Origin of the sequence: Filimonas lacunae, assembly GCF_002355595.1 — a bacterium.
Classification (GTDB): domain Bacteria; phylum Bacteroidota; class Bacteroidia; order Chitinophagales; family Chitinophagaceae; genus Filimonas; species Filimonas lacunae.
On the sequence record NZ_AP017422.1, the window covers coordinates 7,040,258 to 7,063,398 of the forward strand.

Sequence of the window (23,141 nt, forward strand, 5' to 3'; positions counted from 1 at the left end):
TGTAAGACGCCAACAGCCAGGTGTTTATAGAGGTAATCAATTGTGTAGCAGTTTATTACCGGAGTTTATCCCCTGCTTACCTATAAAAACTGGACTAGTGGATTTTATTCAATTTTCTGTTTTTAACAGTCCTGCATGATACAGTAATCTATATCCACAGTAGTTTTGCCATGAATTATGAAGAAAGTGTATGCTCTTATACTGGCAATGATCTACCTGGTTTTTACAACCGGGGTAGCCATCGACACTTCTTATGCAGAAGAGGATATTTATGCCTCGGTTTTATCTGCCAGCGATAATTCAGAAATTTCTCTTGAAAATGAATCTGTTGAAAAAGACGGAACAGTTGTAAAAGCACATGCGCACCACACTGCCCCGGTGGGCAAAATAAAAATGCCCCGGGTAAGTGCTACCACGCAGCGTGTTTTTTCTTTTTCACCTGTACACCATGCCCTTTTTACTTCGGTTCGTTTTTCTAAAAACACAGTGGCAAATCTTTCTGCCAACCTGTATATCAGGAACTGTGTGCTGTTAATCTGATTTTTTGCTTTATCACAACCTGCATTACACAGGTGCTGCCCACCTACTACGCTTTGCTAAGGCAAAGAGGGGTAAGTGAAGGAGTATAAACTTGTAATATCAACACAGAAAACCATTATTAGGATTTTATACAGTAGTTTATGAAAAAGCAGATAGTTCTTATGGCCCTGATGGTAACCACTACACTGGTAACCGTTAGCGCTAAAGATTTCAACACACAACAGCAGGACATTAAAAAAGGATATTTCGCCATTGGCAACAATGCGCAAAAATTACCTGTAGCCACAACCGTTGCAGCAGAGCAGGACAGCACTGCGGTAGCAGCACAAAAAGGATTTTATACCATTGGAGATAACGATAAAAAATTAGCATCTCCCAGACTAAAAGTGAAAAACATTACCAATAGCAAACGGCCTGTAATACAGAAAGGTTATTATAGTATCGGAAACAACGCAGATAAGTTGAGATAACGTTACGGGGCCCAAAACAAAGACAATCGCAGGCAGCGATTGCTATCAACGGCAACCATTGGTTGCCGTTTTTATTTGTGCATGCGCCACCTCCGGCGTACAGGATATAGTTGATTTTGGCACAAACAGTAACGGCATAAACGCCTGGTTACAGTGAATCGGCCTGCAACGTATCCTTAATACGTGAGATCATATGAAGCCCGATAGCCTTCCACACCTGTATATCAGTAAAGGCGTGTAATTCCGGTGGTAGCAACATACGGATAATAGGTTGTATGTAAGATGTACTTTTCATAAGGTTACACTATTATAAATTCAAGTACTTTGCCAAACTGCCTTTTTGCCCGCAAAAACTACTTTGTACAATGGTAAGTTAATGTGTGCCAGCGTTTTGAGCCATAATGAGTAAAACAGGCCCCATAGTGTACCTTTGCATTATGAAAATCAGTAATTCGGATATTGTAAGACTGACAGAAATTAAACAATACCTGCTGGAACCACCGCATAGTTTTAAACTGTACAAAGAGTCGTTACAATTAATTGAGGAAAGTACTGCTATACTGGCGAAGTATTCCTTTATCGAAGCTTCTTTCGTTGACAGTTTTGATGTGTTGAAAGAGGAAGTGAGGGAGTATGAGAAAGACCCGGTTAACTTAAGGTCAACATTAGTAAAAACAGGTAAATTACTGGGCGGGTTATTTAACCGCTAGCATAGCTACAATAAAAAAGCCGTTTCAGTTGAAACGGCTTTTTTAATAATCTTGTTGTAACAAGCTACTACCAACGGTTGTTGCCACCGCCAGAGTAAGAAGATCTTGGCTTCTTCTCTTCTCTTGGTTTAGCTTCGTTCACTCTCATAGAGCGACCTTCAACACTAGCACCATCCAGTTCGCGGATAGCGTTTTCAGCTGCTGCCTGATCAGGCATTTCCACAAAACCAAAACCACGGCTACGACCAGTTTCTCTGTCTATGATTACCTTAGCGGAAGTTACTTCACCATGTTCTTCAAAATAAGATCTTAAGTCTTCATCCTGCACGTTGAAGCTTAAATTTGAAACGTAAATGTTCATACTAAATATTAAAAAAAATAAAAAATGATCTGAGGCAAAAGCAGGAGTAAAGAAAGCTAACTAACAGTAGAAAAAACAATTCACTTACAAAATGCTGTAAAACTCAAATTCTTAACGCGCACGAAGGTACGGAAAAATTTACTGTTATTTGTTAACATTCTGTTTCCAGTGGTTATATATTAAATAATATCTATACCAACGGAGGTTTTTCACTCTATTTCCATCCTCTTTCCTATTTCGGCAGCACTTTGCGATGCAATTCCATCTCCCTCGTACCAGGTTTCGTTTCCAGCCGCATCTGTTTGGGAATACACTATCACATTTCCTTCTTCGCCTGCAAGGAACACAACAAAACGGGGACCGTTTTCCATGCATTTCATATACACCCTGGTGCTGGTATTTTCAGGATAGGGAATGTAAAACTCCCGTTCGATACAACTCATAACTCCGGTATTTGCCCGTAGCATAAAAATTTTATGCCAGATGCATGCAAACGAATAACACAGGCATAAAATTTAGGGCATAACAATAAAGCGGACATTCCTATGCCCACACTAGTAGAAAACGAGGAAGGTTTTATAGCCAACGACCTTACTTTTAAAACCAAAACCGGCTACTGTCATATTTTACCTGATAAAATTGTATTAACCAGGGATGGTATTATTGGTGATATGGCTAAACTAACGGTGGGAAACAACACCAGCCGCATTTTATTGATTTATGCACTGCTGGCCGTAATGTTATTATATGTAGCGTTCAACGCCTTGCAGGAAGATATTTACGGATCGGCTATTATTTTTATTGGGGTGGCTGCCTTTCTGGTATATGGCATTATCCGAAGCACCTATCATTCAGAAACACCGGTAATAGCAATAGAGAAAATACGGCGAATTCAATTTACCAATGCAGGCTCCAGTGGAGTGAGCAGGGCTTTTTTTACTATTCACTTTGCGGATGAAAAAGGCAGGATCAGAAAGCGGCTTATTGCTTTGCCTGGTTCTTATTACAGTGATGAAGAAGAAACAGCCGAAGCTTTGGAGATGATGAAAAGCCGCTTTCAGATTGCAGAACGTAACTAAGTTTATTTATTACTTTTTTCCCACTCTTTTAATGATACCGTTACAAGCTCGTCTTTTTCACAGTCCCAGGTAGATACCTGTGATTTGGAAATAACCATATGCTTTTTCCAGTTGGCGCATTTTTCATACAGCATTACCGTACACACATCTGTGGCAGTAAAGCAATCTGTAGCATTGCCCGAATGGTTATGAACAGTGGTGATAGGTTCCATGTCTTTATCCTGGTGGTAGTTTAATGGAATCATATTCTGGTGTAAAGGTTTTGCAACCGTTAACGCGTTGCTATCATCAAACGTAAGCAGGTAATCATTTCCAAAAACCACGGTGCCGTTTACTTTGGAACCGGTAAACACATACACTCTTTTGGACTTGTTATCAGTAAGCGGTACAATGTTCCAGCGTGTGTTGCTGCATTTTTTAAACATGCTGTTAGTAGCAATCTGTTCTTCTGTTTTCTTTTGTAAAGTATACAGGTCTCTCTCGTAGCCCGTAAAGTTGCGATAAGCAGTATCTACCTGGGGCTTACCCGGAGTGTTGATGTTATCAAACCCGATAGTGGCCACCACGCTGGGGTTTTCTTCATTAGAAAAGAACACACATAAGATTTTTCCGTTTTCAGAATAGGTAACGGAACCGCCCGTTCTGTCTTCCAGCAAAGGATATTGCTGACGCAATACTTCTTTTCCATAAATACCTGCGACCTGAGATGTATATAGTTTTTTGGCTTCTGTAACAATCGAATCCACTTTTTTGCAAATAGTTTGCGCTTTACCCGCAATAACCATTACACACATAACAGCAATCGTAATTACATTTCTCATGAGGGGGTACATTTAATTGAGTGACTTAACTATGCTAAATATAACACTATTTTAAGAGAAGTAAAATTGTTATATCCCATGTTTGAGCCGGTATTAATAGCATTTTAAGGACAACAGCAGAACAATTGATGGCAAAAGCTTTGAAAAAATGAAAAAATCAGTAAATTGAAATTGGACAGTATAAAAGCAGATTTCAGGGTGTATTTGCCTGTGTACAAAGCAGTTGAAATATACCCGAAGTGGACAGAAGCTGGTTATTTTGTTGCTTTTGGACTAATTTTTGCTTAAATACCTGCCCACACCGTTAGGGATTCCGCCTTTGCAAGCACTATTTACAAGCCTATGCACGCCGGCATTAGTTTGTGAGGTAAGTTTAAAGCATTGTGGAAGCCTAACGGTGTTTTTTTAGCAACCCTTATCAGCATATGATTCTGCCTTCCAGGATATACAGCATATCAGAAAAAGCCATAGTTATAGAATGGGAGCAACGTATTGAACCCCGCATAGCCGGTTCCATACGCCTTTTACAGGAATGTATTTACCGGGCACAGTGGAATGGTTTAGTAGAACTGGTTCCCTCTTACGCATCACTTTCCGTTTTTTATAATCCCATTGTGGTTAAAAGCCAGGGCCATTTGCCCGGAGAAACTGCTGCCGAAAAAGCAGAAGCATTTATTCTTCAATTATTGACGCAGACAGATACCACTACTATACAGGCAAAACCCCGTAGAGTAGAGATTCCGGTTTTGTATGGAGGTGCGCACGGGCCCGACCTCAGTTTTGTGGCTGCTCACTGTAAAATGACCGAAGCGGAGGTAATTGATTTACATAGTAAGGCAATTTACCAGGTGTACCTGTTAGGATTTGTACCGGGCTTTGCTTATTTAGGAGGTATGAACACTTTATTAGATACACCCCGCAAACAAACACCACGGCCCAATGTGCCGGCAGGCTCGGTAGGAATTGCCGGTTTACAAACCGGAATTTACCCGATGCAAATAACCGGTGGCTGGCAAATTATTGGCAGCACAACCCTTAGTTTGTTTAATCCCGGTAATACTCCCCCCGCCTTTTTGCAGGCAGGTGATGAAGTTTGCTTTGTACCGGTTACATCTGCAAACACATAGCCTATGAAAGTAACAGTAATTCAACCAGGCATATTAACCACTGTACAGGATACGGGACGCATTGGCTATAAATCGCAGGGCGTTGTTACCGGTGGTGCATTAGATGGGTTTGCCCATCGTGTAAGTAACTGGCTGGTAGGTAATGAAGAAACCTGCGCTACCCTGGAAATTACAATGGGTGGGTTGCAATTGTTGTTTGAAGAAAAGGGCTGGGTTGCTGTAGGAGGACATGGCGTTAAAGTGTTTATTAATAATAAGCCGGTAGATTGCTGGAGAACCCTGGCAATGCCCGCAGGTGGTGTTTTAAAAATTCAGTATACAGGAACAGGTTGCCGGTCGTACCTGGCCGTACAGGGAGGTTGGGAGGTGCCGCTGGTATTAAACAGCTTTAGCACATACCTTCCGGCAGGATGGGGAGGTTACCAGGGACGACCGCTGAAAAAAGAAGATATATTAAATACAGGCGCTGTAAAAAAAGCTGTTTTGTATTCCGGAAACTGGGCCATCGCTGCTTCCACCATTTTACCATATGCCGCATCGGTAGTAGTAAGGGCTATGCACGGACCAGAATGGCTTCAATTTACGCATGACAGCAGAGCGCTTTTTTTTGATAATCCTTTACCTGTGCTTCCACAAAGCAACCGCATGGGTTACCGCGTAGCGGCAAAAATGAAAAAATCAGTTGCCGGGGAAATGCTTTCTACTGCCGTGTGTGCAGGCACCATTCAGGCGCTGCCGGATGGAAACATGGTAATAATGATGAATGACGGACCGACTACAGGCGGTTATCCACGCCTTGCACAGGTGGTAGAACCAGATATTGCATTGTGTGCCCAGCTGTTACCCGGCAATACCATTGAATTTAAACACGTGAACATAGAAACAGCCGAAGAAATCTATTTAAATTACCAGAAGCAAATGGAGGAGTTAAAGCAGTATATTTTTAAACGCTTATACGCTTAGCAAATAATAATATGATACACATTGATATCAACTGCGATCTGGGTGAGAGCTTTGGAGCCTATACACTGGGCAACGACGAAGCTATTATGCCTTTTATTACCTCTGCAAATATTGCCTGTGGATTTCATGCAGGGGATGCAGGCATTATGCAAAGTACAATAGCACTTTGTAAACAATATAATGTAGCCGTGGGTGCGCACCCCGGTTTTCCGGATATCCAGGGTTTTGGCAGAAGAAATATGGTATACACTCCTTCCGAAATTTATCAGATGGTATTATACCAGGTAGGCGCCCTGTTTGCCTTTGTAAAAGCAGCCGGCACCACCCTGCATCATGTTAAACCACACGGCGCTTTATACAATATGGCCGCAAAAGACAAAACAATGGCAAAAGCCATTGCACAGGCGGTTAAAGATTTTGACAGTACTTTGTATTTATACGGTTTAGCAGGTAGTTTGCTGATAGAGGAAGCACAACAGATACAGTTGCGCACCTGCAGTGAAATTTTCGCTGACCGCACGTATTTGCCTGATGGCTCACTTACCCCACGCAATCAACCCGGCGCTATGATACATGATGCAGGAAAAGCGGTGGAGCAGGTGTTGCAATTTATTACGCAAAAGCAGGTACTGGCCGAAACGGTTTGCATTCATGGAGATGGAGAAAAGGCGGTGGCTTTTGCACAGGCACTGCAGGCAAATTTTCAACAACACCATATTTCTATGCAGGCACCTGTATAATATTCCAATTCACTAACAACGCTTATGCTATCTAAACACAATTCCAGGTTATCTGTTCTGTTAGGTGCTGCCTTTTTAATGGCCACCTCAGCCATTGGTCCTGGTTTCTTAACACAAACCACTGTTTTCACTGCATCGCTACAGGCAAGTTTTGGTTTTGTTATACTCATTTCTATTTTACTGGACATTGGCGTTCAGCTAAACATCTGGCGCATTATAGTTGCCAGTGGAAAAAAAGCACCCGAAATAGCCAATATATTATTTCCCGGAACAGGTCATTTCCTATCCGTACTAATTGTACTGGGCGGGCTGATATTTAATATAGGTAACATTGCCGGTGCCGGGTTGGGTTTAAATGTGTTGTTGGGTATACCTGTGTCAACAGGCGCTTTGATCAGTGCTGTTATTGCTATTGTGCTTTTTGTAATAAAAGATGCGCTGCGGGCTATGGACACTTTTTCTAAATGGCTGGGTATTTTAATGATTATACTAACCCTGTATGTGGTTTACACAGCACATCCGCCATTGGGTTTGGCATTGCAAAAATCAATAGTACCCGATACTATGAATGTAACGGCTATTATTACGCTGGTTGGTGGAACAGTAGGCGGCTATATTACTTTTTCCGGCGCACACCGGCTGCTGGACGCTGGTGTAAAAGGAAAAGAATCCATGGCGCAAACCACTCGCGGAGCAGTTACCGGTATTGGCATTGCTTCGGTTATGCGTATTTTATTATTCCTGGCTGCCCTGGGTGTGGTAATGCAAGGCCTTCCTATTGCACAGGATAACCCACCAGCTTCTATGTTTAAGCAGGCAGCCGGTATAACAGGATATAAAATTTTTGGGCTGGTAATGTGGAGTGCAGCTATTACTTCGGTAGTAGGCAGCGCCTACACTTCTGTTTCCTTTTTACGTACCATGCACGTTGCGGCCGATGCCAATGCCAAGGCAGTTACCATTGTTTTCATTGCCATATCCGGGGCTATATTTTTGTTAACCGGCAACCCGGTTACCATCTTAATTGCAGCAGGTGCCGTAAATGGGATGATTTTACCTGTTTCGTTATTAATTATGTTACTGGCAATTCATAAACCTGCTATTGCAGGAACCTATAAACACCCGTGGATATTAACTGTGCTGGGTGTGATTGTGATGTTAATTATGGGGTGGATGTCGGTAAAAACAATTGCCGCATTGATGCACCTGTAACCTTTGTTATTGTAAAAAATTCTTGATTATTATTATAGCTAAATGATGATAAACTGCAGAAAAACACTTTTACTGTTCGTAGTTATTCTATATACCGGCATTTATTGTAAGGCACAGGATAAGGTAATTAATATTTTTGACCGGAAGGATGATTACTCTCTTCATCCCAATACCTGGTCGTTGTTTAAAACCAACGATGAGCAATTGAGCATTGATTCGTTGGTGCAATTGTACCAGCTGGGAAATTTTAAACCGGTGAACACCGCCGTGTACAACGCGGGTATTGCCCGCAAACAATACTGGTTTCATTTTGCCATTCATAACCAGGGAAGCGGACAAACGCAGTTAATGATAGACGCTCAATGCTCGCGGATTAACGAACTGGAATTATTTGAGAAAACAAAAAATGGCATTCGCTCGCTGGGTAAGCTGGGCGATTTTTATCCTTTTGAACAAAGAACCTCGCTGCACAAGAATTTTCAATATGCCCTTACCCTGGACAAAGGCGAACAAAAAGATTATTTTTTACACATTAACCAGGTAGGCCATACCTTTTTGCTACCCCTTAAAATTTATAAGGACAAAGCATTTGAAGCCAAGGTAAACCGCAGCTATTTATCGGATGGTATTACATACGGCATCCTGGTGTTTGTTTCTATATTCAGTTTCTTGTTTTACATCAACACCAAACACAAACTTTACCTGTATTATGGGTTGTATATTCTTACTTCCATCATCTGGTTTCTCGGCTATTTTGGTTTAGGGTTTGAATTTATATGGAGTGGCTACCCTCCCGTTAACTCAGCCATTACCGCCACCTTTTCTTCTATCAACCTGTTACTGAACATCCAGATAAGCCAGGTGCTGCTAAACATGCGTGCTACGCATCCATACCTATACAAATGGGGTAATATATGCAAAGTGATGCTGGCAGCAGTGGCCATCATTCCCATTTTTGTGAACCTGAACACCAGTAGCTTCCAGGTAAATAATATTTACATCTGCTTATTCCTGGCCGTTATAGTGATAAGCATTGTTACCGTGTTAATATCATTGCTGGTTACTTTAATGAAAGGAAGTGTGGAAGCCCGGTTTTATTTCAGCGCGAGTATTATAAAGGTGATAGGCATTTTTAACCTGGCTTTGCTGGAATGGGGCGTGGTAGGTGCTACTTACTATACCGAAACTATGTTGCAGGCGGGTATTTTAATTGAGATAATCCTGTTAACCTACGCCATTGCCCGCAGGTATACTTCTTACAAACTAAAAACCTACCAGAAAATTATACAGGCGCAGGAAATTGAAAAAGCCAACAGTGCCAAGGAAATTCACGATAGTTTGTCCGGTACCTTAACCGCTATCCGGTTTAAGCTGCTGGGATTATCGCGCAATGTAACTTCTACACCTGCTGAGTTAATTGAAGAAATTGATATTATCAGCGACTATGTAAGCACCGCACAGGCAGAAGCGCGCAATATTTCGCACAACCTGATGCCTGCTTATATTAAAGATCACTCGTTAAACCGCATTATTGAATTATACATACAAGACCTGCACAAGAAAATTACGCTGAAAGCAGAAAAGCCGCTGGATATTCATTTTATATCGCAGTATTCGGATGAGGATTTCCCGGAAGAAGTAAGGCTGAACATTTTCCGTATTGTACAGGAGATTATGACCAATATTATTAAACACGCCCACGCCACCACCGTTACGCTGGAATTTGCTTATCGTAAAAAGAACCTGCTGATAATAGCCGAAGACAATGGTGTAGGCTTTGACCCATCGGTACTAAACGAGAAAAAAGGCATTGGCTTGCGCAACATAGAAAGCCGGGTGCAGCTACTCAATGGCGCATTTCATATGTCGAATGGTAAAAAAAGCACATCTGAAGACCATAAAAACGGTACGCGCATTTTTATCCGGATTCCATCAGTGCAACATTCCAACAGGGATGGCAAAGATTATTAGCGCATTATTATCTTCGCAGTTATGACCGGGATAGACAGTGTTCAGTTAAAAGAAGTAATCGTACATAAAGTAGGTAATCCTACCCGTGGTGAAGAATTGAAGTTATCGGCTAACGCCCTTACCTTGAATGATGAAATAGTTGGTAAGCTGCTTACCAAATATTTCCTGGGATCGTTCAACGAAAATGAGCAATACCACTTCACTCACATTAGTGATGTTGCCCTCAACGAGGTATATACCTACTGTGCAGAAATTTTTGATAACCCCGCTTCTTTTGCAGCACAGTCTGCTTTACTGGCACATTTCCTTTACACCAAAAGCACACACGTAAAAGTAAAAGAAGGTGAGTTTTACGTAGCGCACTTTGCCGAAGTTCCGTTTGGAACTGAATATGTGCAGGCTATCGGGCTGTTTAAGTCGGAAAACAAGGAAACTTTTTTAAAAGTATTTCCACATGGGCAAAGCATGGAGGTTATTCACGAAGAAGGTATTAATATCAACAAACTGGACAAAGGCTGTTTGATATTTAAAAAAGACCGCGAAACCGGTTATGTAGCGTGTGTAGTAGACGCCACCAACAAACAACAGGAAACACAATACTGGATAAAAGACTTTTTACAGGTAGAACCCTACGCAGATAGTTATCACCACACCAATAACTACCTGAGCCTTTGCAAAAATTTTATTACCAAAGAATACCCCGAGAAGTTTGAAGTGGCCAAAAGTGACCAGATTGATTTGCTGAACAAATCGATGGATTACTTCAAAACCAACGAAAACTTTACTATGGAAAGTTTTGCCCAGGAAGTAATGCACCACGAAGAAGTAGTGGATAGCTTTATGGAATACAAGCGCAATTACGAAAGTTCTAAGAATATTACCATTGATGATGAGTTTGCGATACACGTTTCAGCGGTTAAACAACAACAGAAAAGCTACAAAACGGTGCTGAAATTGGACAAAAACTTTCACATTTATATACACGGCAGGCGGGATTTAATGGAGCGTGGGGTAGATGAAATGAGCGGAAAGTATTACTACAAGCTGTATTTTGACGAGGAAAGTTAGTGCTGGTATAGGTATGCCCCTGGCAACACCTTTGGCATGCTTTGTGAAATTCATATAGCGTACACCGATTTTTTTAATCCGTTAAATGCTATATCTATGTTACGCTGGACTGTCACATTTTTAATCGTAGCGCTTATTGCTGCTATTTTCGGCTTCACCGGCATTGCCGCAGGAGCTGCCTCTATTGCAAAAATTTTGTTCTTTATCTTCTTAGTACTGTTCCTGTTATCACTGATAGGTGGCAGAAGAAGTGTTTAGAACAACGTTTGTTGTAATAACTCAGGCTTTTTCAATTTCAGGCCTGTAGCCTCGTTCAACTTATTTATTAAATAAACGGCGAGTTCGGGTGAGTGTACTTCGTTGTGCGTATGTATAAAGAAGTATATTTCCTGAACTCCTTTTTCTATCCAGTAAGTAAGCCTGTTTACCCATTCATCTATACGGGTATAATCGGTAGGATGCAGGCTGTTGGCAACAAAACGCACAAAACAAACCGGAACGCTCAGGTGCATATGCGCACAATCCCTTCTTCCCGCAGTATCTGTAATTACCAACCCTACTTTCTGTTCTTTTAAAAACTGTAGCAGTTCTAAAAACACTTTCGCACCTGAAAACCAATCCTGGTGGCGCACTTCCAGGAAAAACCGGACATCTTTAGGCAGGCTGGCTATATAATTAAACAGCTGATCTCTTCTTTCGGGCGAATATTTTTCACTTACCTGCAAAAACACCGGGCCCAGGTGATGTTTAAATTCAACAATACCGGCCAGGAATTTATTGGTAGTATCCTCTACATTTTCAAAAGAACTATAGTGGCTGATGGATTGCGGAAACTTGGGGCAAAATTTAAAAAAAGGAACACCAATGGCTTTTTCGGCCCAGCGGGAAATGGTTTCCGGTTCAAACACCTGGTAATGTGTGGCGTTCAGTTCTATGGTATTGAACTGATGTACATAGTAATCTAAAAACTGGGTGTCTTTGATTCCTTTTGGATAAATTTTACCTAACCACTCTTTTACTCCCCAACGCGGGCTGCCTATATATACCTGTAGGTTTCTATCTCTGTTGCTCGGTAATATCTGTTGGTTCCAGGCCGGATCGGCCGGTAACGTAAAATTGATCTGGTCCAGCTCTTTTGCTGTTACTTTTCCAAAGTCCATGTACAAGCGCTATTTAAAATGAAAACGTGAATTGCAGACCAGCATTGTGATAATACAGATCCGGCAATTCACGTTTTTGAAAGATATATACTACAAATGCTTTTCGCCTTTGTTGCGTTTAACTTCTGCTACGTATTCTTTAATATCCTGCTCTTTATCTTTTTTACAGATAAGCAGTACATCCTTAGTATCTACAACTATCATATCATCCAGCCCCTGCAGTAATACTAGCTTTTCGTCCGGAGCGCTGATCATACATTTAGTAGCATCCACAATCATCACATTATCACCGGCAACAGCATTACCCAGGTAATCTTTTTCCAGGTTATCGTAAGCACTGTTCCAGGTGCCAAGATCACTCCAACCAAAAGAAGCAGGTATCAGGTATACGTTATCCGCTTTTTCCATGATAGCAATATCAATAGATACATTGGTACACTGTGGATAAATGCGTTCTATCGCTTCTTTTTCGGCCGGCGTATTGAATTTGTCTTTTTCAACAGCAAACAGCTCATTCATTTCGGGCTGATATTTTTCAAAAGCATTAATAATGCTTTTTACCTGCCAGATAAAAATGCCTGCATTCCACAGAAAATCGCCGCTGGCCAGGAAAGTTTTTGCAATTTCCAGGTTAGGCTTTTCGGTGAAGGTTTTTACTTTATAAATATTATCCGCTACAGGCATCGTCTCATGCTGGATGTAACCGTAACCCGTGTTAGGATACGTAGGTTTAATGCCCAGTGTAACAAAAGCTTTTAAATGAGAAGCGAAATCCAGCGCCTGTAAAGCTACTTTTTCAAAAGTATCCGTATCCAGTATCAGGTGATCGCTGGGAGCAACGATTAAAGATGCTTCCGGATCTTTCTGTGCTATTTTATAAGAAATATAAGCAACACATGGAGCGGTGTTTTTGCGGCTGGGCTCAGCTACAATACACGCAGGGTTGATATTGGGCAATTGCTCTTTTACAATATCCACATACTCTTCAGATGTTACAATGTAAATGTTCTCTTCAGGGATGAACTTTGTAAAACGTTCAAATGTCCATTGAATAAGGGTTTTTCCACTATTCAGGATATCAAGAAACTGCTTCGGGTAACTGGTCCGGCTTTTTGGCCAGAAGCGGCTACCGATGCCACCCGCCATAATAGCCACATAATGATGTCGATTCATGCGATGTTGTTATTTCAAAAATAGGTGTTTATATAATTCCCTCCCGCACCAGGTCGTGTAAATGCAACACCCCCATATATTTTCCGTGTGTATCCACCACCATTAGTTGGCTGATGTCAAATTTACGCAAGGTTTCCAGGGCATCCACCGCCAGGGTATCGGGTTCTATTGTTTTAGGGTTTTTATTAAATATGTCAGATGCCTGCACCTTGCTGATATCATCAGTAGTTTCCAGCATACGCCTTACATCACCGTCTGTAATAATACCCACTAACTGCTCTGCTTCATTCACTACTGCGGTTGTTCCCAACCTGCTTTTAGAAATAACCACAATGATTTCTTTCAAAGTAGCGGAAGGCAAAACAGCGGGCTGTGCATTCTGGGGGTACAAATCTGATACCCTCAAATATAAGCGCTTTCCTAAATTTCCACCAGGATGATATTTCGCAAAATCCCTGCCGGTAAATCCATTCATCTTCATCAGGCATACTGCAAGGGTATCTCCCATCACCATTTGTGCAGTAGTGCTGCAGGTAGGCGCCAGGTTGTTAGGGCAAGCTTCCTGATTTACAGTAGTGTTTAATATAATATCTGATTCGCGGGCAAGGAAAGAATCTGTGTTTCCTACCATGCCAATAAGTATGTTACCAAAGTTTTTGATAAGGGGCACCAGCACTTTTACTTCTGGGCTTTCGCCACTTTTGCTGATAACTATCACCACATCATCCTGCTGAATCATTCCCAAATCGCCATGAATGGCATCTGCCGCATGCATAAAAAGGGCGGGTGTACCCGTAGAATTAAGGGTAGCTACAATTTTTTGCCCTACAATAGCGCTCTTTCCAATACCGCTGATGACCACTCTTCCCTTAGATTGGTGAATGCTTTCCAGCGCCTTTTCAAAAGATTTATCTATAAAATTGGCCAATCCGCTTATGGATTCTGCTTCTAACTGAATGGTTTTTAAAGCAGTATGTAAAATTTCCACATTCATGCCCCCAAAGGTAAACTTTAACATCAAAGTCTTCCTCAATAACCTTATACTTAGTAACTTCGCTTCCCCTTTTTTACGTACAGGTTTCACCTATTAACAACGCCGCCCTGTTAGCATAATTTTTTATAAATAACAGTTATTAGAGAACATTCATAAGCATCCCGCGGTATGTGCGAAAGGGTTATAATAGAAGAAAATGGCAACAAGTACTAAAAAATCGTCTTCCGGCGCAACCCCGGCGAAGGGTAAGACAACAATATCCCCTAAAAAAACCACTACCCCAAAGGCCAGGCCAGTAAAAGAAGGCGAAGCCTTGGAACACAGCTACGACATTCACGCTGCTATTCAGGAACATTTTGGTTTTAGCCAGTTCAAAGGCCGGCAAATAGAAGCCATCAACAGCTTACTCAACGGCAATGATACTTTTGTAATTATGCCAACCGGCGGTGGTAAAAGTCTTTGCTACCAGTTACCGGCCATGATTTTGGAAGGTTGCGCCATCGTTGTTAGCCCATTGATTGCTTTGATGAAAAACCAGGTAGACCTGGTGCGTGGATACAGCGAAAAAGACAACGTAGCGCATTTTTTAAACTCCTCTTTAAATAAAGCACAGGTTAGGGAAGTAAAAGACGATTTACTTGCCGGCAAAACCAAGTTATTATATGTAGCCCCTGAAACTTTGACCAAACAGGAAAACCTGGAATTTTTCAGCGACTTAAAGATTTCTTTTTTTGCGGTAGACGAAGCACACTGTATTTCGGAATGGGGTCACGATTTCCGTCCTGAATACAGACGCCTGCGTGAAATGATGGAGATTATCAACCCGGATATTCCCATGATTGCACTGACAGCAACGGCTACTCCTAAAGTGCAGAGTGATATTTTAAAAAACCTGGGCTTACGCGAACCGGCTGTTTTAGTGTCTTCTTTCAACAGAACCAACCTGTATTACGAGATACAGCCTAAAATAAAGAAAGAACAAACCGTAAAAAGCATTGTTCGTTTCATTTCTCAGAACAAAGGCAAAAGCGGTATTATTTATACGCTCAACCGGAAAACTACGGAGGAGCTGGCGGAGGTGCTGGTTGCTAACAACATTAAAGCGGTTGCCTACCACGCTGGTTTGGATGCCAAACTTCGTGCTGACAGACAAGACCAGTTTTTAAACGAAGATGTTCAGGTAATTGTAGCTACCATCGCTTTTGGGATGGGTATTGACAAACCAGATATCCGCTTCGTAATCCATTTCAACATTCCTAAGTCTATCGAAAACTACTACCAGGAAACTGGTCGTGCTGGTCGTGATGGCTTAGAAGGCAAGTGTATCTTATATTATTCTCATAAAGATGTGGCTAAACTGGAACACCTGATGCGCGATAAGCCGTTGAGCGAACGCGAAGTTGGCGCCCAGTTAATTAATGAAACAGTGGCTTATGCAGAAAGCGCTGTTTGTCGCAGGAAGATATTGTTACACTACTTTGGGGAAGAATGGGACACAGTGAACTGTGGAAATTGTGATAACTGTTTGAATGCCAAAGAAAAAGTAGAAGCTAAAGAGGAAGCGGTAAAAGTATTGAAAGCGGTAACCGCTTTAGACGAGCGCTTCCCTGCTGAATATGTGATCAATGTTTTAATTGGAAAACTGACTCCGCAAATCAGCATGTTCCGTCACGAAGGCTTGCCTGCTTTCGGTACTGGTAAGGATAGAGACGAACATTTCTGGAACAGCCTTATCAGGCAACTGTTGCTGGAAAACATGATTCGCAAAGACATTGAAGAATATGGTTTGCTGAAAATGGCTCCGGCTGGTGAGAAATTCCTGAAAAAACCGGCTTCTTTTAAAATAGTGTTGAACAACCTGTTTGAAGATGCCAATGAAGACGACGACGAAGCCGAAAAAGGTGGCGGCGGTGCCGGTGCTACAGATGACAAGCTGTTTGAAATGCTGAAAGAGCTTCGTCAGAAAGAAGCAAAAAAGAAAGGTTTACCTCCGTTTGTCATCTTCCTGGAATCATCCCTGCAGGACATGGCCACTATGTTCCCGACTACTATACAGGAACTGGAAAAATGTTCTGGTGTAAGTAAAGGAAAGGCCGCCCGTTACGGTAAACCGTTTATTGATATTATTGAGCGCTATGTAGAAGAAAACAACATAGAAAAGCCAGACGATTTTGTAATGAAGTCGGTAGCTAACAAAAGCAGTAACAAAATCTACATTATCCAAAACGTAGATAAAAAGATACCGCTGGAAACTATTGCCCGTAACAAAGACCTGCGCTTAGATGCTTTATTGGAAGAAATGGAAACCATTGTAGCCAGTGGCACCAAACTGAACCTGGATTACGCCATTGACGATATTCTGGACGATGATGAGCAGGACGAGATTATGGATTACTTCCGTAATTGCGAAACCTCTTCTCTGCAACTGGCCCTGGAAGAATTATCAGACGGTAACTATAACTGGGAGCAGGTTAAAATAATGAGGATCAAGTTTTTATGTGAATACGGAAACTAATTGATTCCACTTTAATAGAAAGCGGGTGTATCTTTTAAGATGCACCCGCTTTTTTATTACGGTTATTAACAGGCAGGGGTTTATGAAAATTCAGCTCTATAGCATCTCATTAATAAACAACTGTTATGGCTGAATTAATGCAACAACCCGGAAAAAAGACAAAAGGCAGAATGGCTAAAAAATCAACCCGAGTAGACCTTACACCTATGGTAGACCTAGGTTTCCTGCTTATTACGTTTTTCATCTTTACCACTACCATGTCCAGTTCAATGGCCATGAAAATAACGGTACCGGATGAAAAACCAACGAAACAACCTTCCGTAATATCTGAAGAAAAAACTGTTCAATTGATTTTAGAAGGAGATAATAAGATCGCTTATTACTTTGGAGCAGACAGCGCACATACTTCTCATACTACTTTCGCACCGGACGGACTGCGCAATGTTTTACTGGAAAAAAGGAAGGATATGGCAGCACATCATCATCAACCGAAGGAATTAGTGGTGATTATAAAACCTACCAATCAATCTAATTACAAGAACATGGTAGATGTATTAGACGAGATGTTGATAAATCAAATTGACAAATATGTGTTGCTGACGAACTAAAAGTGGGGAAAATATCCCTTATAATAAGGGGAAACGTGGAAAAATAAAAAAAATATTGATTTTTTTACCCATTTTTTTTGCACATGTGGGGACATGTAATAAATTAGTGTATGATTTAACATATAACCATACTAAATCCCCCTTTCGTATGAAGCAACCCCCTAAAAAACAAACCGGCATAATGGTCGCGTTTACAAAGGCGATCAAAACTATACCGAGCTTGTTTGAAACAAAAGAGAAAAAAGAGTTTAAGCGTTGGAAAAATTTCCTCGCTAATTAGGTCAAGAGTCTGGCAGCATAGGATGAGGCCAGACTTTTTATCTTAATTCCCTTCCGTTATCTTCTTACTAGCCTACTAATAACACATATAAATAATATATATTCATTTTTCCTCATTTCCCCACGCAGCGAAATCATTTTCGTTGGCATCATATTTGAATAATTTCTCCTGCATTAGGGGATTCTTAACCTTTTGAAAATGAATAGAACATGCATCCTGGAAACATTCAACTTACACTATTAAACGACGGCCTTGACCTGCTGGAAGTTGCTGTAAGCAAACCAGGAGACTTGATTTTAAAGGTATTAGACGTACAAGGCAGAATCGCCAAAACAATCATTGAAAAAGTAGAATTAGGTGCGCAACAGCTGTACCTGAACATGACCGATCTGAATACGGGGAATTACGTGTTGAATGCATTTATTGGGGGAACCTTTATTCAGGCAATTCGGTTTATAAAACCATAGTCTTTCAATTGGGGGTATGTATACTAACCGTCCTACCTTTTTGGGTGGGACTTTTTTATTTTGTTATTTTGAAGCTTAACTATCAACACTCCAATGACATATACCTGTTTTGGTATTAATTAGACACATACCTTTTTTAAAAGCGGTATTGGTGCATAGCCTAACTGCTTTTGGCGGTCCGCAGGGTCATTTTAGTATGATGCTCAGTACGTTTGTAAGGCAGCGGAAGGATGTTACCGAGCAGGAGTTGTTAGAATACAATGCTTTTTGCCAGTTATTGCCTGGCGCTTCTTCTACACAAACTTTAACGTTAATAGGTTACAAAAGAGGTGGTATTCCGCTGGCTATTCTTACGTTGGTGATGTGGTTATTGCCTGCCTGTACCATTATGGGGGCTTTATCTTTTTTATTGAGCTATTTCGACGGACAATCTTTCAATAACAGGATATTCCAGTTTATACAACCCCTTGCGGTGGGATTTATCAGTTATTCCGCCTACCGGTTGTTTAAATTATCGGTAAATAATCCTATCACCCGCATTATCATGGCTGTGGCCTCCTTGCTGGTGTATTTTTTATTCAAATCGCCCTGGATATTCCCGGGAATTATTATAGCTGCGGGTATTGCCACCAATTTCAGCGATAAACGTATTCCACAGCAAGGTGTTCCGCCTAAAAAGATAAAATGGGGTAATATTCTCATCTTTCTCGCGCTTTTCATGCTTGCGGGCTTTTTAAGTGAAACAGCCCGTAAAAAAGAATGGCCTAACCGGGGTGTTTACAACCTGTTCGAGAATTTTTACCGTTTTGGCAGCCTGGTGTTTGGTGGTGGTGATGTGTTGATGACCATGATGTACGAACAGTACGTAATTCGCCCCAATACCATACAGGCAGAAAAAAACAATCCCCGTGCTTTACGCATGACGCAAAAAGAGTTTTTAACCGGATCGGGCATTGTTCGCGCCTTACCCGGGCCTGTTTTTTCCATTGGATCTTATACTGGTGGGATGTTGTTGCGTAAAAAAGGAACAGGCATGCACATACTGGGTTGTGTAATAGGTTCGGTGGCTTTATTCCTGCCCAGTGCCTTGTTAGTGTTGTTTTTTTTCCCGGTGTGGAATAACCTGAAAAAATATGCGGTCATTTACCGGTCATTAGAGGGCATTAACGCCGCCGCAGTAGGTATTATGACCGGAGCTACCTTCTTCCTGATGAAAAACATCTCTATGGATGTTACAGACGGCTCTACAGCACATATTTTAAACCCCCTGGTGATCATTGCCACCTTTCTATTATTGAAATGGGGGCGCATTAGGCCCCCGTTTATCGTTATTGCATGTCTTTTATTAGGATGGCTTATTTAAGGCACTAAAGGGTCCTTATTTAGCCTTACAGGAGCATTCCGTTGTTTATTTGTAATACCCGTTCTTCTCTATCTCCTCTTTTACCTTTTCCGGCACTACATACTTCAAACTCATGCCTTCTTTTATCATGGTTCGTATATCTGTTGCCGAGATGTTAAGCAAAGGAGCTTTTACAAAAGTACATTGGGCACCCAGCGTGTCTTCAACGGGGAAACCTTCTCTTTCGTAAATGATAAAGGGATAGTTCTTCACCAGCAGCTCGTAATTCTTCCAGCGGGTGAGGTTTTGAAAACTGTCGGAACCCATAATAAGCGAGAAAGTATACTTGGGATGTTTCTCCTGCAGGTAAGTAAGTGTATCGATGGTATAGGAAGGCTTGGGAAGTTTAAACTCTACGTCTGACACCTTAAAGCGATCGTCCTCGTCTATGGCCAGGTGAATCAGATTCAGCCGGTCGTATTCATTTAAAAGGGAATGCGCTTTTTTCAGTGGGTTTTGTGGAGAAACCACAAACCAAACCTGATCGGTCATTTTAAGGTTAGCTACGTAACTCGCGATAATAAGGTGACCTGTATGCACAGGATTAAAGGAACCAAAGTAAAGACCGATGTTCATATTGAGAGGAGGTTTAGATAATTTCCTCTACAAAAATATGATCTGCTTCATTTAAGCGCAGGCTAAGATTATACCCTGCTACCGTAATAGAAATAGGATCGCCCAGCGGAGCCTTCTGTTCTACCCTTATCATTTCTCCTGGTATACATCCCATCTCCATCAGTTTGATGAATATTTCATCATTCTCAAAAGACTTGATAATTACCTTTCTCCCGATGCCGATCTCTGATAAACGTTTCATAACGAGTAAATATGCGCAAAAGTAATGTGAGGTATCCGCAAAATGTTACGAATTTTGGAAGACAAATTGTTAATTAATTGAAGAAGGTACATTTTAACTATGCCGACCGTAAGTTATCCCTTACCGGCAAAGAAAACTGCAAGCAGCACATTGAATACCTGTTTTCTAAGGAAAAGAAGAAACTGGAAGAGATCCGGTATATATTCTGCTCTGACGAATACCTGTTACAGATAAACAAGGATTTTCTACAGCACGACTATTACACCGACATTATCACTTTTGATTTAAGTGAAGGGGATGCTACCACATCTGAGGTGTACATCAGCGTAGACAGGGTAAAAGAGAATGCCATTACCCAGGGCACCACCTTTACCCGTGAAATGCTGAGGGTTTTATTTCATGGCGCCTTGCATTTGTGTGGCTACAAGGATAAAACCAAAGACCAGGTAAGTGAGATGCGCAAAAAGGAAGAACAGTACATCCTTTCCTTTGAAAAGAAGTACAAATAAATAGCAAGGCGTTTCTGAAGAAGCGCCTTTTTCTTTTATAGGTGCCGAGGAGTTATGGAAGACTGAGTTGTTTCAGTTTTAGTAATAGGGTTTCAACCTGGTTCTGCTAACCGTAAATAAACTGGATAGGTATGGCATAATACCCTGCACAGCTTTTCCTTACTTCATGCGGGCTAATACTATTCCATCTGGTTCATCATGTTCGATTGCATGTATACCTGAGCAGTGTTTAACTATCAGGATATACAGTATCCCCTTTTACTTGTAAGATGGATAGAGTTGCCAGATGAATTAACACAAAGCCTGGGGCAGCCTGAAAGTATTCGATGATAGTAGTTTAATAGCGAGCGTAATCACCAACATTATCACGACCTGTTACTGGCTGCACATTTACTTCTATACACAGCTGGCTCGTATGCTTGATACTATACATTACTATCTTACCAGGGATGTTTGGGCAGTGTTGTTCAAGACAACTGCATTCAATCAACACTCGTTTGGATATACCCAGTTTACTTTCTCCCTCTTTAGATAAACATCGAATAGACCATTCCACTACCGAACAGATTCATTAAGGAAAGTCCCTAGGGTAGCCTGGAAACTATCTATAGTGTTTACTTAGTATTAGTAATTCCAATATGCCCTTGCAGGAATAGATGTAATACCTACTGTGCTGTACACTTGGTTCCGCTAGATCTATCGCTTAGTTAGTATCTATTCCTTTCTTAAGTGGGTGTTCTATAATGTTGCTTAACTACAACTGCACTCCTTCCCTATTAGCACTTACTTACAGGAGCAAGCCACAATAATCTATATTACTCATAGGTAACTCTATACTACCTCTATCAGATACGCACCTACCAGACAACTATCCCCTATGTTATGTAACAGCTATTCATACCATATATTACCTGTTCAAATAACTACATACACTACAGCTGTTGTTAAGCGATAGTTTCCATTATCCATTTAGATTAATAAAGCAAGGCTATATACCAGCCATTAAGGTTGTTCAGAAGACTTACACTATTCCATCTATAGCATCCATGCTTTGCAATAGCATCTTTAGTGATAGATACCTTACACCACACATTACAATGGAAGTTTACCAGTACCAGGTGAAATAAAGTAAATACCATACCTGATTGCTTTTATAAGTAGTACCTTGTATAAACACTTTAGCTATATACCTTTCTCCCTTTACTTGCAATTCATACATAGAAGAACTACCTATAGAGTTTATCCAGCCTTTAGTTATAATTGATCCTGGTAAGGAATAAATAGATCTGGCATGCCTGTATCCAGGCTTTGCCAGCCTAAGCAAGTGAAACATTTTATTACTGTAGGAAATACCCAAAGCTTAGTCGGACGTAAAAGTCAATGAACACTACTGTTACTCTATAGCATCAGAACGTATAGCTTCTGATGGTACAGGTAAAAGACTGATACCACCCCGGTGGTGTATCCGTGGATATTACACCACCTACCTGCACACTTCCATCCATTATTAAGATAGATACCCCTAGATCTAATTGTATAACCAATCCGGATGTTCATAGTAAAAGATCATTTTATACTGATAGAATGCTAAGATTAGTAAGTGATAAACATCCCCTTGATAAGATGTACTGATAGCTATATAGATAAGCTATACATAAAACACTTGTACCAATAACACTAGCCAGTACTTAAAAGGGTAATTAAACAAGACATACACCTGTCACTATATATCAACTGAACCTTGGTATTACACATATGACAGGGTAGACAATACATCAACACGCATCCCTCCTCTCCTCTGATACACCAACCAAACACAACGATTAATCAAAGACTACTCTATCTAAGCGCCATCATAGCATACAGGAAGCCTGCCATCATCCCTACATAGGCTGTTACAAAGCATTCTATTCCCCATCTAACCCAATAAGATTACAGTGGCCGAGCAATAATGGAAAAGGATACAGGTAGTTCACTTGTGCTGAAAATATCGGGTAACTTTATTTTTACTCCCAATAGTGAATTATTAATAATTATTCCCTATGGAGCTATATTACATTTCTTCTAGTTCATAGTATAAGAACTATGTTAATTATACTGTCATCTTCATTAGTAAGCATAAACGACCTGGCATAATAGCATCAGTTTTGCCAT

At 41.0% G+C, this 23,141-nt stretch carries 26 protein-coding genes; 16 read left to right on the top strand and 10 right to left on the bottom strand.

Features of this window, described 5'->3' with window-relative positions; all coding sequences use genetic code 11:
• Positions 1-177: 177 nt before the first annotated feature.
• The gene (locus tag FLA_RS27780; protein ID WP_076376499.1) at positions 178-540 is read left to right on the top strand and encodes a hypothetical protein; all 363 of its coding nucleotides are present in this window, start codon (positions 178-180) and stop codon (positions 538-540) included.
• A 140-nt stretch (positions 541-680) separates the two neighbouring features.
• Positions 681-1,010, top strand: a complete 330-nt coding sequence (locus FLA_RS27785) for a hypothetical protein (protein ID WP_076376501.1) — start codon at positions 681-683, stop codon at positions 1,008-1,010.
• Positions 1,011-1,158: 148 nt separating this feature from the next.
• Here FLA_RS27785 and FLA_RS31585 read toward each other — a convergent pair whose 3' ends face one another.
• Positions 1,159-1,305 carry a hypothetical protein gene (locus tag FLA_RS31585; RefSeq protein WP_159445064.1) on the bottom strand — a complete coding sequence of 49 codons (147 nt, stop codon included), beginning with the start codon at positions 1,303-1,305 and terminating at the stop codon, positions 1,159-1,161.
• A gap of 142 nt (positions 1,306-1,447) precedes the next feature.
• On the opposite strand from FLA_RS31585, the gene FLA_RS27790 reads away from it, so the two are divergent.
• On the top strand, positions 1,448-1,720 hold the full coding sequence (locus FLA_RS27790; protein WP_076376503.1) for a hypothetical protein: 273 nt from the start codon (positions 1,448-1,450) through the stop codon (positions 1,718-1,720).
• Between the two features lie 67 nt (positions 1,721-1,787).
• Here FLA_RS27790 and FLA_RS27795 read toward each other — a convergent pair whose 3' ends face one another.
• Together FLA_RS27795 and FLA_RS27800 are read right to left on the bottom strand one after the other, a co-directional pair.
• Positions 1,788-2,048 (bottom strand): RNA recognition motif domain-containing protein, encoded by a 261-nt coding sequence (locus tag FLA_RS27795; RefSeq protein WP_317047805.1) that lies wholly within the window; start codon positions 2,046-2,048, stop codon positions 1,788-1,790.
• A gap of 242 nt (positions 2,049-2,290) precedes the next feature.
• Entirely contained in the window at positions 2,291-2,524 is a 234-nt protein-coding gene (locus FLA_RS27800) for a hypothetical protein (RefSeq protein ID WP_076376507.1), read from the bottom strand.
• Between the two features lie 102 nt (positions 2,525-2,626).
• Here FLA_RS27800 and FLA_RS27805 point away from each other — a divergent pair, with 102 nt between their 5' ends.
• A complete protein-coding gene (locus FLA_RS27805) occupies positions 2,627-3,160 on the top strand; it encodes a hypothetical protein (RefSeq protein ID WP_084206046.1) in 534 nt (177 codons plus the stop codon).
• Positions 3,161-3,162: 2 nt separating this feature from the next.
• Here the strand turns inward: FLA_RS27805 and FLA_RS27810 are convergent, their stop codons facing one another.
• Positions 3,163-3,981: a hypothetical protein gene (locus FLA_RS27810; RefSeq protein WP_076376509.1), complete on the bottom strand. Its 819-nt coding sequence runs from the start codon at positions 3,979-3,981 to the stop codon at positions 3,163-3,165.
• Positions 3,982-4,406: 425 nt separating this feature from the next.
• Between FLA_RS27810 and pxpB the strand changes: the two genes are divergently transcribed.
• From pxpB to FLA_RS27845, 7 genes are all read left to right on the top strand, one after another.
• Complete coding sequence (gene pxpB, locus FLA_RS27815) at positions 4,407-5,108, top strand: 5-oxoprolinase subunit PxpB (RefSeq protein ID WP_076376511.1); 702 nt, start codon at positions 4,407-4,409, stop codon at positions 5,106-5,108.
• Between the two features lie 3 nt (positions 5,109-5,111).
• Positions 5,112-6,071, top strand: coding sequence for a 5-oxoprolinase subunit C family protein (locus FLA_RS27820; protein WP_076376513.1), 960 nt, complete (start codon positions 5,112-5,114; stop codon positions 6,069-6,071).
• Between the two features lie 11 nt (positions 6,072-6,082).
• Complete coding sequence (locus FLA_RS27825; protein WP_076376514.1) at positions 6,083-6,811, top strand: 5-oxoprolinase subunit PxpA; 729 nt, start codon at positions 6,083-6,085, stop codon at positions 6,809-6,811.
• Positions 6,812-6,835: 24 nt separating this feature from the next.
• Positions 6,836-8,023, top strand: a complete 1,188-nt coding sequence (locus FLA_RS27830) for an NRAMP family divalent metal transporter (protein ID WP_076376516.1) — start codon at positions 6,836-6,838, stop codon at positions 8,021-8,023.
• Between the two features lie 42 nt (positions 8,024-8,065).
• Positions 8,066-9,994: a sensor histidine kinase gene (locus FLA_RS27835; RefSeq protein WP_076376518.1), complete on the top strand. Its 1,929-nt coding sequence runs from the start codon at positions 8,066-8,068 to the stop codon at positions 9,992-9,994.
• 21 nt (positions 9,995-10,015) lie between these two features.
• Positions 10,016-11,062, top strand: coding sequence for a nucleoid-associated protein (locus tag FLA_RS27840; RefSeq protein ID WP_076376520.1), 1,047 nt, complete (start codon positions 10,016-10,018; stop codon positions 11,060-11,062).
• A 96-nt stretch (positions 11,063-11,158) separates the two neighbouring features.
• On the top strand, positions 11,159-11,320 hold the full coding sequence (locus tag FLA_RS27845; RefSeq protein ID WP_076377372.1) for a DUF1328 family protein: 162 nt from the start codon (positions 11,159-11,161) through the stop codon (positions 11,318-11,320).
• Here FLA_RS27845 and FLA_RS27850 read toward each other — a convergent pair.
• From FLA_RS27850 to FLA_RS27860, 3 genes are all read right to left on the bottom strand, one after another.
• The gene (locus FLA_RS27850) at positions 11,317-12,222 is read right to left on the bottom strand and encodes a DUF72 domain-containing protein (protein ID WP_076376522.1); all 906 of its coding nucleotides are present in this window, start codon (positions 12,220-12,222) and stop codon (positions 11,317-11,319) included. The genes FLA_RS27845 and FLA_RS27850 overlap by 4 nt on opposite strands.
• A gap of 90 nt (positions 12,223-12,312) precedes the next feature.
• Positions 12,313-13,395, bottom strand: a complete 1,083-nt coding sequence (locus FLA_RS27855) for a mannose-1-phosphate guanylyltransferase (RefSeq protein ID WP_076376524.1) — start codon at positions 13,393-13,395, stop codon at positions 12,313-12,315.
• A 28-nt stretch (positions 13,396-13,423) separates the two neighbouring features.
• Positions 13,424-14,389: a KpsF/GutQ family sugar-phosphate isomerase gene (locus tag FLA_RS27860; RefSeq protein ID WP_076377374.1), complete on the bottom strand. Its 966-nt coding sequence runs from the start codon at positions 14,387-14,389 to the stop codon at positions 13,424-13,426.
• A 196-nt stretch (positions 14,390-14,585) separates the two neighbouring features.
• Between FLA_RS27860 and recQ the strand changes: the two genes are divergently transcribed.
• The 4 genes from recQ to chrA all read left to right on the top strand — a co-directional run bounded on the left by recQ (position 14,586) and on the right by chrA (position 19,622).
• The gene (gene recQ, locus FLA_RS27865) at positions 14,586-16,904 is read left to right on the top strand and encodes a DNA helicase RecQ (RefSeq protein ID WP_084206047.1); all 2,319 of its coding nucleotides are present in this window, start codon (positions 14,586-14,588) and stop codon (positions 16,902-16,904) included.
• A 125-nt stretch (positions 16,905-17,029) separates the two neighbouring features.
• Positions 17,030-17,512, top strand: a complete 483-nt coding sequence (locus tag FLA_RS27870) for an ExbD/TolR family protein (protein ID WP_076376526.1) — start codon at positions 17,030-17,032, stop codon at positions 17,510-17,512.
• Between the two features lie 489 nt (positions 17,513-18,001).
• Complete coding sequence (locus FLA_RS27875) at positions 18,002-18,259, top strand: hypothetical protein (RefSeq protein ID WP_076376529.1); 258 nt, start codon at positions 18,002-18,004, stop codon at positions 18,257-18,259.
• A gap of 151 nt (positions 18,260-18,410) precedes the next feature.
• Positions 18,411-19,622: a chromate efflux transporter gene (chrA, locus tag FLA_RS27880; protein WP_231940341.1), complete on the top strand. Its 1,212-nt coding sequence runs from the start codon at positions 18,411-18,413 to the stop codon at positions 19,620-19,622.
• Positions 19,623-19,667: 45 nt separating this feature from the next.
• On the opposite strand, the gene nadD is transcribed toward chrA, so the two are convergent.
• Positions 19,668-20,237, bottom strand: coding sequence for a nicotinate (nicotinamide) nucleotide adenylyltransferase (gene nadD / locus FLA_RS27885; protein WP_076376533.1), 570 nt, complete (start codon positions 20,235-20,237; stop codon positions 19,668-19,670).
• 13 nt (positions 20,238-20,250) lie between these two features.
• Positions 20,251-20,478: a FeoA family protein gene (locus tag FLA_RS27890; RefSeq protein WP_076376535.1), complete on the bottom strand. Its 228-nt coding sequence runs from the start codon at positions 20,476-20,478 to the stop codon at positions 20,251-20,253.
• A 77-nt stretch (positions 20,479-20,555) separates the two neighbouring features.
• Here FLA_RS27890 and ybeY point away from each other — a divergent pair, with 77 nt between their 5' ends.
• Complete coding sequence (gene ybeY, locus FLA_RS27895; protein ID WP_076376537.1) at positions 20,556-20,987, top strand: rRNA maturation RNase YbeY; 432 nt, start codon at positions 20,556-20,558, stop codon at positions 20,985-20,987.
• 974 nt (positions 20,988-21,961) lie between these two features.
• On the opposite strand, the gene FLA_RS31590 is transcribed toward ybeY, so the two are convergent.
• Complete coding sequence (locus FLA_RS31590) at positions 21,962-22,126, bottom strand: hypothetical protein (protein ID WP_159445065.1); 165 nt, start codon at positions 22,124-22,126, stop codon at positions 21,962-21,964.
• Positions 22,127-23,141 lie beyond the last annotated feature (1,015 nt).